The following is a 13,998-nucleotide window of genomic DNA, read 5'->3' on the forward strand; positions in this document are numbered from 1 at the left end:
CCCAGGCGGAGTTCTTCGAGGACGAGCCCGCCGGCCCGCCGCGCCGCCCCGCCCCCGCCGGCGTGCTCTTCCTGGAGAACGGCGGCGGCAAGTCCGTCCTGCTCAAGCTGATCTTCTCGGTGATGCTGCCCGGCCACCGCAACACCCTCGGCGGCGCCAGCTCCGGCGTGCTGCGCAAGTTCCTGCTCGCCGACGACTGCGGCCACGTCGCCCTGGAGTGGCAGCACACCCAGACCGGTGAATGCGTCGTCGTCGGCAAGGTCAGCGAATGGCGCGGCCGCCAGGTCTCCAACGACCCGCGCAAGTTCGCCGAGGCCTGGTACTCCTTCCGCCCCGGCCCCGGTCTCAGCCTCGACAACCTGCCCGTCGCCGAGTCCACCGCGGTCCGCCCGCCCGTCGAAGGCGCCTCCGGCGCCCAGGGCCGCCGCCGCACCATGAAGGGCTTCCGCGACGCCCTCACCGAGGCCGGCAAGGCGTACCCCCACCTCGAGGTGTACTTCGAGGAGATCCACGACCGCTGGAACGAGCACCTCACCGAACTCGGCCTCGACCCCGAACTCTTCCGCTACCAGCGTGAGATGAACGCCGACGAGGGCGAGGCCGCAGGCCTCTTCGCGGTCAAGAAGGACTCCGACTTCACCGACCTCCTGCTGCGCGCCGTCACCGACACCCGCGACACCGACGGCCTCGCCGACCTCGTCCACGGCTTCGGCAACAAGCTCGGCCGCCGCGCCGAGCTGATGGCCGAACGGGACTTCACCGCCGGCTCCGTGGACCTCCTCACCAAGATCGTCGAGGCTGCGGAGACCCGCTCCCGGCTCCGCGACATCCACGCCGGAGCCGAGCGCCGCACCCGCACCCTCGCCCGGCGGCTGTCCGCGCGCGCCGCCGGGGAACGCGACCGCGCCGCCGACCTCGCCCAGCGCGTCACCGGCGCCGCCCACGCCGTCACCGCCGCCGAGGCCTCCCGCGACCGCAGCGCCGCCATTGCCGCCGAACTCGCCTACCGGCACGCCTCGCTGGCCCTGACCGTCGCCGACAAAGCCGCCACCGCCCAGCGCCGCGAACTCCTGGAAGCCCGCACCCTGCACGCCGCCTGGCAGGCCGCCGAGACCGTACTGCGCCACCGGGCCGCCGCCGACCGCTCCGCCCGCGTCGCCGCCGCCATCCTGGAGGCCGAGCGGGACGCCGCCCCGGCCCTCGCCGCCCGCGCCTCGGCAGCCGCCGCCCTCGTACGGGCCCTGCACACCGCCGCCGAGCAGGGCGAGAACGTGGCCAACGAGGAGGAGGAACGCTCCGCCGCGCTCCAGGCCGCCGGCGAGGCCGCCCACCGCGACGCCACCGCCGCCGCGACCGCCGCCCAGCGCGCCCGCAGTGAGGCCGAGCACCTGCGGGCCCGGCTCGCCGAGGTCCAGCAGGAGACCGCCGAGGCCGTCCGCGCCGGCTGGCTGGACGACTCCGCGCCCGACGCCGACCCGGCCCGCGCCGCCCTCGCCGCCAGCGACGCCGAAACCGTCGCCGTCGCCGCCTGGGACGAGGCCCGCGACGCCGCCCGGACCGCCGCCGACGCCGCCCGGGAGGCCGCCGCCGCGGAATCCCGTGCCGAACTCACCGCCGCCCGCGCCGCGGACGCCGCGGACGCCGCCGAGGCCGCCCACGCCGCCGAGCAGCTCGCCGCCGCCTCCCTGGCCGAGTCCCCCCGCCTCGCCGAACTCCTCGGCCTCCCGTCCTCCGCGGCCCGGACCGTCACCGTCCCCCGCCCGCGCGGCGCGGACGGCGCCCCGGGCGCCACCGACACGGACCCGGCCCACGATGCCGCCGGCGGGCTCTGCGCCGCCGACCTCGACCGGAACGCCGAGGACCTGCGTACCCTCCTCGGCGAGGCCGTCGCCTCCGCCGAACGCCAGCTCTTCGACCTGCGTACCGCCGCCGCCGACGACGCCCGCATCCTCGGCGCCCTCGGCGACGGCGGCCTCCTCCCGCCCGGCCCCGATGTCCTCGCCACCGTCGAATTCCTCGGCGAGCACGGCATCCCCGCCCTGCCCGGCTGGCGCTACCTCGCCCAGTCCGTCGACCCCGCCGACCACGCGGCCGTCCTCGCGGCCCGCCCCGAGCTCGTCGACGGCGTCATCATCACCGACCCCGACACCCACTCCCGGGCCCGCGAGGTCCTCGGCGGCGCCGCCCTGCTCCCCCGCTCCACCGTCGCCGTCGGCACGGCCGCGGCCCTCCTCGCCCCCGTCCCCCCGGCCGGCGCCGGCCCGGACGGCGGCACCCCCGGCATCTTCATCGTCCCGCCGAACCCGGCCATGCACGACGAGCACGCCGCCGACGAGGAACGCCAGGCCCTGCGCGCCCGCGCCACCGCCCGCGACACCGAGATCCGCGACCTCGCCGCCCGCCTCGCCGGAGACCGGGAACTCGCCGCCCGGCTCGCCTCCTGGCGCACCGGCTGCCCGCCCGGCCGCCTCACCGAGCTCGCCGAGCAGGCCAAGGCCGCCCGCACCTTCGCCGAGGAGACCGACGCCGAACTCGCCGAGGCCCGCACCGCCCGCGCCGAGGCCGAGGAGGCCGCCGCAGACGCCGCCCGCGTCCGCGACGAGCGCCAGGACGCCGCCCAGCGCGCCCGCCGCGCAGCCGACGCCCTCGCCGGCCTTGCCTTCCGCCTGCGCGAGCGCGCCGGATGGCAGGTCAAGGCCCGCGAGCTCGCCGACGAGGCAGCCGAATGCGAGGCCCGTGCCGAGATCTGCCTCGACCGGGCCCGCGCCGCCGACGAGGACCGCCGCGCCGCCCAGCGCGCCGCCGACGATGCCCGGCGCACGGCCCGCGCCCTGCGCGCCGAACGCGCCGAGATCGCCGGCGCCCCCGAAACCCTCCCGGACGACGACAACACCGCCCAGGCCGGCCACCGCCCCCTGCCCGACCTCCGCGAGGCCTACCGGGCCGCCTCGCAGCTCTACGAGAAGGTCGGCGTCGGCGCCGACCTGCGGGCCGAACAGGCTCGGGCCGAGAGCGACGAGAGCGCCGCCCTCGCCGAACTCGACCGGCTCACCAACAAGGTCCGCACCCGCGCCGCCCAGCTCCTCGAAGGCACCGACGGCGCCGACGGCCCCTCCCGCCAGGCGGCCGCCGCCCGCGCCGAGGCCCTCGTCCAGATGCTGGAGAGCCGCGCCTCGGCGGCCAGCGAGCAGCTCGGCCGGCTCCGCGGCGAGGCCGAACGCCACGCCCCGGCCGACGGCGAGGCCCACACCGACCTGCCCGAGGAGATGATCCCCGGGGACGTCGAACAGGCGCAGATCCTGCTGCGCACCGCCACCGCCCAGCTCGCCGCCCACAGCGCCGCCGTGGAAACGGCCCGGGCCGCCCACACCGACCTGCTGCGCGCCCACCGCGCCGCCGAGGACGGCGCCGGCGGCTTCGACGAGACCGCCGCCCTCCTGCGGGACCTGCTGCGCGACCACACACCGCACGACGACGAGCAGGAGCCCACCGCCCACCCCGGCAGCCTGGAGGAGGCCCGGCAGTCCGCCGCCGAGACCCGCCGCTCCCTGCGCGCCGCGGCCGCCGACCTCTCCGCCGCCGAGGCCGCCGTACGCGAGGCGAGCGACATCCTCGTCCGGCACGCCAACGCCACCCGCTACGAGCAGGTACGCACCCCCGCGCGCCAGCAGATCCGAGAACTGCCCGCCTCCGCCCTGCCCGAGCACGCCGCGGCCTGGGCGGCCGCCTTCGCACCCCGCCTGCGCGTCCTCACGGACGAACTCGCGCAGCTGGAACGCAACCGCGACAGCATCGTCGACCGGCTCCGCGGACTGGTGGAGTCCGCGCTGGCCACCCTGCGCTCCGCCCAGCGGCTCTCCCGCCTCCCCGACGGCCTCGGCGAATGGTCGGGCCAGGAGTTCCTGCGCATCCGCTTCGAGGAACCCGACCAGGCCACCCTCACGGAACGCCTGGGCGAGGTCATCGACGACGCCACCCGGTCCGCGGTCAAGAAGAACGCCGCCTTCGGCGAGGGCCGCCGCGACGGCATGTCCCTACTGCTCCGCGGAGTCCAGGCAGCCCTGGAGCCCAAGGGCATCGCGGTGGAGATCCTCAAGCCGGACGCCGTGCTGCGCGCCGAGCGGGTCCCCGTCGGCCAGATGGGCGACGTCTTCTCCGGCGGCCAGCTGCTGACCGCCGCGATCGCGCTCTACTGCACCATGGCGGCGCTGCGCAGCAACGACCGCGGCCGCGACAAGCACCGCCACGCCGGCACGCTGTTCCTCGACAACCCCATCGGCCGCGCCAACGCCACGTATCTGCTGGAACTCCAAAGGGCCGTCTCCGACGCGCTCGGCGTCCAGCTGCTGTACACCACGGGCCTGTTCGACACGACGGCCCTGGCCGAGTTCCCGCTGGTCATCCGACTGCGCAACGACGCGGACCTGCGGGCCGGGCTGAAGTACATCAGTGTCGAGGAGCACCTGCGCCCCGGCCTGCCCCAGCCGTCCGCCGAGGGCGAGACGATCCACGGCGAGATCACCGCGACCCGCATGTTCCGCCGCACCGGCGCGGCCGGCTGACCAACCGCACCCCCGCCCGCCGGCCGGCCCGTCCGGCCCGCGGGCGGTACCGCACCCGTCAGCCGGCCGGCCGTCCCAGGGCGGCCGGTACGGGCGGGCACTGCCGCGGCCGGGCACAGGCTCAGCCCCGGCCGGTCGCCCCGTAGCGGGAGTCGGCGGCCGCGGACGGCCACGCCGCCGGCGGCCTGCCGTTCCGCGGTATTCGACCGGCCGACCGGGCCTCCCGCCGGGCCCGGCGCGCCTGGCGCCGCGAGCTCCGCGCCGTGCTGCTCGGCTCCGACACGACGCCGTACCGCTGGTTCCACATCTGCCGGGTGATCAGCACGTCCAGCACGGACCACGTCGCCACCACGGTCCCGGCTATCGACACGAGCGCCATCGGGAAGGCCAGCCAGGAGCCGGTCAGCGTGAGGAAGAAGGTGATCGTCGCCCCGGTCAGCGTGACGGCCACGATCAGCACCGCCCGCACCGCCGACTCCCGCACCGGATCCGGCAGCCGCCGCCGCCCGACCGGCTCCTCCTGCCACAGCGACGGCCTCGGCCCACCCGGGCCCGCGCCCCCTGCAGTCTCCGCGCCGGCCCCCGATCCCGCTGCCGCGCCCATGCCCTCGTAGATTCCCATGGCCCGCGCCCTCCCCTCCGCACTGCCGGTGATGTCTACCCGGCAGCCCCCGGCCGAACGACCTGCGCCCGACGAATCCCCTCGAACAGGTAGACGTACGGCGGCGCCGAGAGATTCCCGCATCGCGGTACTTTCCCCCACTCCGCCGGCCCCCACCCGCACCTTCCGCGTCCGCCGGAACGAAGAGTTCCAGCCATCCGTCCCGTCCATGGGACCGACGCCTCACGAAGTGTCATCTGCCACATAACGGGCCGCACTTGACCGGAAGTATCGGACAACTCCCGATCTTCACCGGGGCGTCCGGCCGAAAACGTCCGGACACGCCTTCGAAGCCGTCGCACTGCAGTAGTAGGCTCACGCCGTTTGAACGACGGAACACCAATCCCCAGACCGGGGGTTGAGCTGGGGGAGGCTGGAGAGGCCATGCGGCTTCGCGGGAAGTCCATCCGCCGGAAGATCGTGGCGCTGCTGCTCGTGCCGCTCGTCTCCCTCACCGCGCTCTGGAGCTTCTCCACCGTCGTCACCGGCCGGGAGGCCCTGCAGCTCCTCGACGTCGCCTACGTCATCGACAAGGTCGGCTACCCGATCGAGGACGTCGTCCGCGTCCTGCAGAAGGAACGCCGCCAGACCCTCGTCGTCATCGGCGACCCCCGCGCCTCCGCGGCCACCGCCGAACTCGCCAAGCGGCGCGCCGCCACCGACGAACTCGTCGACCGCATCAGCAAGAACGCCAAGGACCCCGAGGTCGCCGAGGAACTCGCACCGGCGGCCGCCCAGCGGCTGGGCTCCATCCTCGACGCCTTCCACGACATCGGCGTCCTGCGCCGCTCCGTCGACCAGAACACCCTCGACCCCAACCAGGCGCTCGAGCTCTACAGCCGCCTCATCGACCCCTGCTACGACTTCCTGATGAACCTCCACGCCCTGGAGAACGTGGAGATGGACAAGCAGGGCCGGGCCCTCGTCGGCATCACCCGCGCCCGCGAGACGCTCTCCCGCGAGGACGCCGTCATCGCCTCCGCCCTCGCCGCCCGCAACGTCGTCGCCACCGACCTGCGGCACGTCTCGGACTTCGCCGCCAACCGCAACCTGCTCTACGGCTTCAACCTCGCCATCCTCCCCGCCGCCGACCGGGAGATATTCGAGCAGTACTGGAAGGGCCCCCAGACCAAGCCGCTGCGCGACGCGGAGGATCGGTTCCTCGCCGGCGGCGCCGGAAAGAACCCGCGCAGCATCACCCCCGCCCAGTGGGACGAGGCCGCGAACAAGGTCCTCGACGACCTCGCCACCATGGGCACGGCCGCCGGCGACCGCTACCAGAAGCGCGTCGAACCCGTCGCCATGTCCGTCCTCCTCCAGGCGGCCGTCGCCGGCATCCTCGGCTTCCTCGCCCTCCTCGTCTCCGTGATCCTCTCCGTGCGCATCGGCCGCGACCTCGTCCGCGACCTGTCCCGCCTGCGCAAGGAGGCCCACGAGGTCTCCGGCGTCCGCCTGCCCGCCGTCATGCGCCGCCTCGCCGCCGGCGAACACGTCGACGTCGAGACCGAAGCCCCCCGCCTCGAGTACGAGAAGGACGAGGTCGGCCAGGTCGGGGCGGCCCTCAACACCCTCCAGCGCGCCGCCGTCGAGGCCGCCGTCAAGCAGGCCGAGCTCCGCAAGGGCGTCTCAGAGGTCTTCGTCAACCTCGCCCGCCGCAACCAGGTGCTCCTGCACCGCCAGCTCACCCTGCTCGACACCATGGAACGGCGCACCGAGGACGCCGAGGAGCTCGCCGACCTCTTCCGCCTCGACCACATGACCACCCGCATGCGCCGCCACGCCGAGGGCCTCGTGATCCTCTCCGGCGCCGCCCCCTCCCGCCAGTGGCGCAAGCCCGTCCAGCTCATGGACGTCGTACGCGCCGCCGTCGCCGAGGTCGAGGACTACGAACGCATCGAGGTGCGCCGCCTGCCGCGCCTCGGCATCGCCGGCCCCGCCGTCGCCGACGTCACCCACCTCGTCGCCGAACTCCTCGAGAACGCCACCGTCTTCTCGCCCCCGCACACCGCCGTCCAGGTCCACGGCGAGCACGTCGCCAACGGCTTCACCCTGGAGATCCACGACCGCGGCCTCGGCATGAACCCCGAGGCCATGCTCGACGCGAACCTCCGGCTCGCCGAGACGCCCGAGTTCGAGCTCTCCGACACCGACCGGCTCGGCCTGTTCGTCGTCAGCCGCCTCGCGCAGCGCCACGGCATCAAGGTCGTCCTCCAGCCCAGCCCTTACGGGGGCACCACCGCCGTGGTCCTCCTCCCCGCCGCCCTGCTCACCGACGCTCCCGACACCAACGGCACCGGTCTGCGCATCGGTGACGGCAAGCACGGCAGGCCCGGCTCCGCGCCCGGCACCGGCGGCAAGCGGCCCGCCCGCACCGCCCCGACGGCCCTGCGGCGCAGCCCCGCCGCCGGCCGCCCCCTGCGCTCCGGCGACAGCCGCCGCCCGGTCGAACTGGAGGCCCCCGTCGGCGCACTCGGCCTCGACGGCCTCGAAGACCCCGCCGCCCTGGACGAGATGGCCCACGGCATCGGCGGACCGGTCGGCACCGGCCGCCGCCCCGCCATGGCCACCCTGGACGACGAGACCCCGCCCAACGGCACCCCGCGCAGCGCCCTGCTGGGGCTGCGCCCCGCCGACCGGTCGCACCCCGACCGGAGGCCGACCCGCGACCGCGACCGCGAGCGGGAACCGCTGGCCCCCACCGGCCCGGTCCGGCTGGACAGCCACCGCTCCGACGCGCTGCGCGGCTCCCGTCCGGACGGCGCCCGGAGCGCCGGCCCCGTACCGCTGCCGCGCCGTCGCCCCACCCCCACGCTCGTCGCCGAACACGGGCGCCGCGTCGAGCCCCGTCCGGTCTCCGCGGTCCCGCAGGCCCCGCAGCCCGCGGGCGGGCCCGAGCCGGCCCCCGGGCAGGCTGCATCCGGGCAGGCAACGGGCCCCGGCGGGCTGCCCAAGCGCGTTCGCCAGGCCAGCCTGGCGCCCCAGCTGAAGAAGAGGAGCGCGGGCGCGGCACCCGCCGAACCCGTCGCGGACCCGGTGGCCGACCGGGACGCCGAGGAAGTCCGCTCGCGCATGTCCGCACTCCAGCGAGGCTGGACGGCGGGCCGCAAACAGCAGGAACAGCAGGCACAGCAGGCCCAGCAGCAGTCCGAGGCCGGGACGGGCACCAGCGCCACCACCGGTCCCGCGCACCAGAGCGAGAACGAGAACGAGGGGGACGGTCGATGACCGCACCGCAGACCGGCAACGACACCCGGAGCCGCGGCTCCGGTCAGCTCAACTGGCTGCTCGACGAGCTCGTCGACCGGGTCGGCAGCATCCGCAAGGCAGTGATCCTCTCCGGGGACGGCCTGCCCACCGGCAGCTCCAAGGACCTGACCCGCGAGGACAGCGAGCACCTCGCCGCCGTGGCCTCCGGCTTCCACAGCCTGGCCAAGGGCGTCGGCCGCCACTTCGAATCCGGCGGCGTCCGCCAGACCGTGGTCGAACTGGACGAGGCCTTCCTCTTCGTCATGGCCGCCGGCGAGGGCAGCTGCCTGGCCGTGCTCTCGGACGCCGACTCCGACGTGGGGCAGGTCGCGTACGAGATGACCTTGATGGTCAAGCGGGTGGGCGACCACCTGGCGACCGCGCCGCGCTCCGGGCTGCCAGCCGGGGGGTGAAACGGACGGTATGAGTGATCCAGGCCAGGACCACCGGGAGAACCGGGACCAGCGGCACCACGGGGACAAAGGCGACTACGGGGACCACGGGGACCAGGAAAACCACGGGGACCACCGGGGTTACGGGGGCTGCGTGGACCCCGCGGATCCCGGTGCCGGCACCGCGCCGGACCCCGCCCACCCCCACTGGTTCGACGACGACGCCGGTCCCGTCGTACGCCCGTACGCGATGACCCGCGGCCGGACCAGTCACGCCTCCCGGTACCGGCTCGACCTGATCGCGCTCGTCGTCGCCGAACCGGCGGCCGACGACCCGGTCTGGGAGATGAGCCTGTCCCCGGAGCACGCCCACATCCTCGACCTGTGCCGCGAACGGCCGCAGTCGGTCGCCGAGCTGGCGGCCGAACTCGACCTCGCAGTCGGGGTCGTGCGGGTCCTGATCGGGGACCTGGCCGACGAGGAAGCGGTCCATGTGACCCGGCCGGTACCGCCGGCCGAACTGCCCGATGAATCCATTCTGCGTGAGGTGATCGATGGCCTTCGGGCGCTCTAGCCGCACCGGTGCCATGCACGCCGTGTCTCCGGTCGAGCCGCTGACCCTGAAGATCCTCGTCGCGGGCGGCTTCGGGGTCGGCAAGACCACCATGGTCGGAGCCGTCAGCGAGATCAGACCGCTCCGCACCGAGGAGGACCTCTCCGAGCCCGGCATCGGCATCGACGACACCGGGGGAGTGGAGGGCAAGAGCACGACCACCGTGGCCATGGACTTCGGACGCATCACCCTGCGCGAGGACCTGGTCCTGTACCTCTTCGGCACCCCCGGACAGGACCGTTTCTGGTTCCTCTGGGACGAACTGGCCCAGGGCGCCCTCGGCGCGGTGGTCCTCGCCGACACCCGCCGGCTCGCCGACTGCTTCGCGGCCGTCGACTACTTCGAACGCCGTGGGATCCCGTTCACGGTCGCCGTGAACTGCTTCGACGGCGCCGAACGCCACCCGGTGGTGTCCGTACGCGAGGCACTCGACCTCGACCCGGGGGTGCCGGTGCTGCTCTGCGACGCGCGCGACCGGGAATCCGTCAAGGACGTCCTCGTCGGGGTCGTGGAACACGCGATGTCCCTGGCCCGCGCCCGCCGCCGGAACCTGCCCGCGAGCCCCTGAGCACCGGGTCCGGGCCGGGCCGCCCTCCGTGCACGGAGGCGGCCCGTACCCCCGCCGACTGGGGTACGGGCCGCAGCTCTCATGGGGGGCGGGGTCGGTTGCGGGTTCCGCGCGCGAGTCCGTGGAGCGAGTGTGAACCCGCCGCCCGGGGGCGTCAAGCACGAGCGCCGCGCTCGTTTCCGCTGTCCGTCCGCCGAGGTCCCGCCGCCCGTCCGCCGACGTTCCGCCCACCCGGCGGTCGTCACCGTACGGCCACGACCGCCGACCCGTGGCCGAACAGGCCCTGGTTCGCGGTGATCCCGACGCGGGCCCCCGGCACCTGCCGTTCCCCGGCCGTACCGCGCAACTGCCACGCCAACTCGCACACCTGCGCGATCGCCTGCGCCGGCACCGCCTCCCCGAAGGAGGCCAGACCGCCACTGGTGTTGACGGGAACCCGCCCGCCGGGCGAGGTCACCCCCTTGCGCAGCAGCGCCGCCCCCTCTCCCTCCCCGCACAGGCCGATGTCCTCGTACCACTGCAGCTCCAGCGCGGTGGACAGGTCGTACACCTCGGCCAGCGAGAGGTCCTCCGGCCCGGTCCCGGCCTCCTCGTACGCGGCCCGGGCAATGGACGCCCGGAACGAGCCCGGCACCGGCGCCGCGCCCGTCACCGAGTCCGTGGCGATGTCCGGCAGGTCCAGCACCGTACGGGGATACACCGGCGTCACCGTCGACACCGCCCGGATCCGCACCGGGTCCGCCACCCCGCGCGCCCGCGCGAAGTCCATGCTGCTCAGCACCACCGCCGCGCCCCCGTCCGAGGTCGCGCAGATGTCGAGCAGCCGCAGCGGATCGGCGACCACGGCCGACGCCGCCACCTCCCCGGCCGTCACCGCCTTGCGGTAGCGGGCGAGGGGGTTGAGCGCCCCGGCCGCCGCGTTCTTCACCTTGACCCGGGCGAAGTCCTCCGGCGTGTCCCCGTACAGGGCCATCCGGCGGCGGGCGTACAACGCGAAATAGGCCGGGTTCGTGGCGCCCAGCAGCCGGAACCGCAACCAGTCCGGATCGTCCGGCCGGTCCCCGCCCGCAGGGGCGAAGAACCCCTTGGGCGCCGCGTCGGCCCCCACCACCAGCACGACGTCGGCCAGTCCCGCCAGGATCTGCGCCCGGGCCGCACCGATGGCCTGGGCTCCCGACGCGCACGCCGCGTACACGCTGGTCACCCGCGCCCCCTGCCAGCCGAGCGCCTGGGCGAAGGTCGCGCCCGCCACATGGCCCGGGTACCCGGAGCGCACCGTGTTCGCCCCGACGACGGACTGCACGTCGGTCCAGTCCAGCCCGGCGTCGGCGAGCGCGGCCCGCGCGGCCACCCGCCCGTAGGAGACGAAACTGCGGCCCCACTTGCCCCACGGATGCATCCCGGCCCCGAGCACGGCGACATCGCGGCACCCGCTCACGACGCACCCCCCGCCTCGGGCGCGGGCACGGGCCGGAACCACCAGGTGGTCCATCCGCCGCCCGCGCCGCCCGCGTCGCCACCGGTCCCGGCGAGCACCCCGCCCACGACCTCGACCTCCATCCCGACCGCCAGATCGGCGACCGTGACCCCGGGCGCCGCCTGCCCGAGCACCACCATCCCCTCGGCCTCCAGCTCCACCGCGACCAGGGTGTACGGCTCCCAGGGCGCGTCCGGATCCGACACGTACGGTGCGGGCGGCCGGTAGCGCCCGTCGGTGTACGACCACACCCGCCCGCGCGGCGACAGCGGCACCTCGGCCGGCGCGCCGTCGCCGGGGCAGCGGGGGTTGCGGCAGTACGCGTCCTCGCGCGGGAAGAACACCGCGGCGCAGGCGGAGCACCGGGTGCCGAGCAGCCGGAAGCCGCCCTCCGCACCGGTGTCGGTGAACCACCCGTCCACGACGGGTGCAGGTGTGCGTTCCAAGACCCCTCCCGAGCAGTGCCACTTATCTGACGATCCGTCAGAAGTTTGCCATGTCGCGCACGGAACGGACAGCGACCGGGAAGTCGAAGTGAGTGCCCGCAAAGGCCTCGGGCTTGAAGGTGTAGTGCCACCACTCCTCGGGCAGGTTCACGAACCCCTCCGCCGTCAGCACCCGCTTGAGCAGCTGCCGATTGGCCCGCGCGGCGGCCGGGACCCGCGGGTCATCGGTGTGCGAGAGCGGATCGAACAGGTCGAAAGGAGTCCCCATGTCCACGGGGCGCCGCAGCGGAAGCCGCACCAGCGACACGTCCACCGTGCTCCCGCGGCTGTGCCCGGACTTCTCGGCGATGTACCCGTCCGGAATCAGCCGCGCCTTGTCGACCCGTGGACAGAACTACGCCTTCGTCCGCCGGTCGTCCGGATCCCCGGCCCACCGCACGAACCGGTCCACGGCCCGCTGCGGCCGGTAGCAGTCGTACACCAGCAGCGAATGGCCCCGCGCCAGCAGCAGCCGCTGAGCCCTCCGCAGCGCCTCGGCCGCAGGCCGGGCCAGCAGGCACACGGCCTCCTCGTAGCCGTCGACCACGCGACCCGTGAAATCGTGCGGGGTGGCGTACCGGATGTCCTGGCCGATCGTCGGATCCACATCCGCCAGCACCACGAAACCCGGCGCGCCCGACCCGCCGGCCGGCATCGCCGCACACCCCGCAACCACCGCCGTCCGCATGCCCCTTGGCATACCATCGCAGGATGCCGCCCCAGTCGAAGGACTCACACTGCTCCACCTGCGGATCCCTGTTCGACACCGCCGACTGGCCGCGTGCGTGCGGTGCCTGCGGAGCCGTCACCTACCGCAATCCGCTCCCGGTGGCGGTCGCGCTGCTCCCCGTCGAGGACACGTCGGGCACCGGCCTGCTGGTGATCACCCGCAGCATCGAGCCGGCCCTGGGCGGGATCGCCCTCCCGGGCGGTTTCATGGACTTCGGCGAGGACTGGCGCGAGGCGGTCGTCCGCGAACTGCGCGAGGAGACCGGCATCCACGCCCGGCCCGAGGAAGTCGCCCTCGCCGACGCCATGAGTTCCCCGGGCGGCCACCTCCTCGTCTTCGGCCTCCTCCCGCCCCGCCCGGCGAAGTCCCTCCCACCGTCGACACCCACAGCCGAAACCACGGGCTGGCACGTCCTCCACACCCCCACGGACCTGGCCTTCCCCCTCCACACCCGCGCGGCAAAGGCATGGTTCGCGGACGAGTACGCCTGAGGGGGCACGGCGCCCGCCCTTCCTACACCGGCAGTTCCAGCACGAATCCCGCCATCGTCGCCACCCCGACGGTCGCGGCCGTCACCGTCAGACCGCGGCGCCACAGCGTCGTCGCCGGGAGCGGATGCCCGCGCAGCCACGCTCCCGCGACCGTGGGCAGCACCGCGCTCGCCGCCGTGCAGGCCCACACCACCCCGAAGGCGGGGGCCGACGGGACGTGACCGTGCAGCCACCACCGGACCGGCAGCGCCGGCAGTGCCGACACCGGCACCATCAGCACCGCCACCGCGACCGGCTCCGGCCACGCAGTCATACGGGCGGTGAGCCGGCCCAGTACCGCCAACGGTTTGACGAGCAGCACCCCGTGCAGGAAGCCCACCGCCACGGCCGCCACCGACCCGACCCCGAGCATCACCGCAGATCTGACCGCCGCCGCCTGCTGCGTCGCGACGACGAGCAGCGCCCACGCCGCGAGCAGCTGGCACGCGCCCACAACCTCCGCGCCCGGCGCCATGTCCCATCGCCGCGGGCCCTGTAACACCCGCAGCCGAGGGGCGTACGGTCGCGCAGGCCTCGCCGGGCTCGCCAAGACCATGACCAACCAACCCCCTGATCGAACCGCTCCGCCCGCTGCACGGCCGGTCCGCCGCGCTCGGACAGGCTCCCCCGAGGACCTATGGCGGACCTACACCGTCCACGGAGCCGGTTCCGTACTCGAGAGCACCGGCAGCATCCGTACGCGCAACGACATCCGTATGCCCACCTCCCCCGTG

At 74.7% G+C, this 13,998-nt stretch carries 10 protein-coding genes and 1 pseudogene; 6 read left to right on the top strand and 5 right to left on the bottom strand.

The window, feature by feature from the left end:
- Positions 1-4,562 (top strand): hypothetical protein (locus HYE82_RS25010; RefSeq protein ID WP_179176405.1); only part of this gene is annotated, 4,562 nt, incomplete at its 5' end.
- Positions 4,563-4,683: 121 nt separating this feature from the next.
- Here the strand turns inward: HYE82_RS25010 and HYE82_RS25015 are convergent.
- Positions 4,684-5,184, bottom strand: coding sequence for a hypothetical protein (locus HYE82_RS25015; protein ID WP_256987637.1), 501 nt, complete (start codon positions 5,182-5,184; stop codon positions 4,684-4,686).
- Between the two features lie 423 nt (positions 5,185-5,607).
- Here HYE82_RS25015 and HYE82_RS25020 point away from each other — a divergent pair, with 423 nt between their 5' ends.
- The 4 genes from HYE82_RS25020 (at position 5,608) to HYE82_RS25035 (ending at position 10,042) form a co-directional block, all read left to right on the top strand.
- Positions 5,608-8,448, top strand: coding sequence for a nitrate- and nitrite sensing domain-containing protein (locus HYE82_RS25020; RefSeq protein WP_179176406.1), 2,841 nt, complete (start codon positions 5,608-5,610; stop codon positions 8,446-8,448).
- On the top strand, positions 8,445-8,882 hold the full coding sequence (locus tag HYE82_RS25025; protein WP_179176407.1) for a roadblock/LC7 domain-containing protein: 438 nt from the start codon (positions 8,445-8,447) through the stop codon (positions 8,880-8,882). The genes HYE82_RS25020 and HYE82_RS25025 overlap by 4 nt, the downstream gene beginning before the upstream one ends.
- A gap of 133 nt (positions 8,883-9,015) precedes the next feature.
- Positions 9,016-9,435, top strand: a complete 420-nt coding sequence (locus HYE82_RS25030) for a DUF742 domain-containing protein (RefSeq protein ID WP_179176413.1) — start codon at positions 9,016-9,018, stop codon at positions 9,433-9,435.
- Positions 9,416-10,042 (top strand): ATP/GTP-binding protein, encoded by a 627-nt coding sequence (locus HYE82_RS25035; RefSeq protein WP_179176408.1) that lies wholly within the window; start codon positions 9,416-9,418, stop codon positions 10,040-10,042. The genes HYE82_RS25030 and HYE82_RS25035 overlap by 20 nt, the downstream gene beginning before the upstream one ends.
- Before the next feature lie 241 nt (positions 10,043-10,283).
- Here the strand turns inward: HYE82_RS25035 and HYE82_RS25040 are convergent, their stop codons facing one another.
- The 3 genes and pseudogenes from HYE82_RS25040 to HYE82_RS25050 all read right to left on the bottom strand — a co-directional run bounded on the left by HYE82_RS25040 (position 10,284) and on the right by HYE82_RS25050 (position 12,659).
- Entirely contained in the window at positions 10,284-11,480 is a 1,197-nt protein-coding gene (locus tag HYE82_RS25040; protein ID WP_179176409.1) for a lipid-transfer protein, read from the bottom strand.
- Positions 11,477-11,965: a Zn-ribbon domain-containing OB-fold protein gene (locus HYE82_RS25045; RefSeq protein ID WP_179176410.1), complete on the bottom strand. Its 489-nt coding sequence runs from the start codon at positions 11,963-11,965 to the stop codon at positions 11,477-11,479. The genes HYE82_RS25040 and HYE82_RS25045 overlap by 4 nt, the downstream gene beginning before the upstream one ends.
- 37 nt (positions 11,966-12,002) lie before the next feature.
- Positions 12,003-12,659 (bottom strand): annotated as a pseudogene (locus HYE82_RS25050) (M15 family metallopeptidase).
- A gap of 56 nt (positions 12,660-12,715) precedes the next feature.
- Here HYE82_RS25050 and HYE82_RS25055 point away from each other — a divergent pair.
- Positions 12,716-13,225, top strand: a complete 510-nt coding sequence (locus tag HYE82_RS25055; RefSeq protein WP_179176411.1) for an NUDIX domain-containing protein — start codon at positions 12,716-12,718, stop codon at positions 13,223-13,225.
- A 22-nt stretch (positions 13,226-13,247) separates the two neighbouring features.
- On the opposite strand, the gene HYE82_RS25060 is transcribed toward HYE82_RS25055, so the two are convergent.
- Positions 13,248-13,718 (bottom strand): hypothetical protein, encoded by a 471-nt coding sequence (locus tag HYE82_RS25060; RefSeq protein ID WP_179176412.1) that lies wholly within the window; start codon positions 13,716-13,718, stop codon positions 13,248-13,250.
- Between the last annotated feature and the right edge of the window lie 280 nt (positions 13,719-13,998).

It is taken from the genome of Streptomyces sp. BR123, assembly GCF_013401435.1.
Lineage (GTDB): Bacteria > Actinomycetota > Actinomycetes > Streptomycetales > Streptomycetaceae > Streptomyces.

Excerpts from the sequence above, each read along its gene's own strand:
- HYE82_RS25015 (WP_256987637.1), bottom strand. The coding sequence starts at position 5,184 with ATGGGAATCTACGAGGGCATGGGCGCGGCAGCGGGATCGGGGGCCGGC.
- HYE82_RS25020 (WP_179176406.1), top strand. The coding sequence starts at position 5,608 with ATGCGGCTTCGCGGGAAGTCCATCCGCCGGAAGATCGTGGCGCTGCTG.
- HYE82_RS25025 (WP_179176407.1), top strand. The coding sequence starts at position 8,445 with ATGACCGCACCGCAGACCGGCAACGACACCCGGAGCCGCGGCTCCGGT.
- HYE82_RS25035 (WP_179176408.1), top strand. The coding sequence starts at position 9,416 with ATGGCCTTCGGGCGCTCTAGCCGCACCGGTGCCATGCACGCCGTGTCT.
- HYE82_RS25055 (WP_179176411.1), top strand. The coding sequence starts at position 12,716 with ATGCCGCCCCAGTCGAAGGACTCACACTGCTCCACCTGCGGATCCCTG.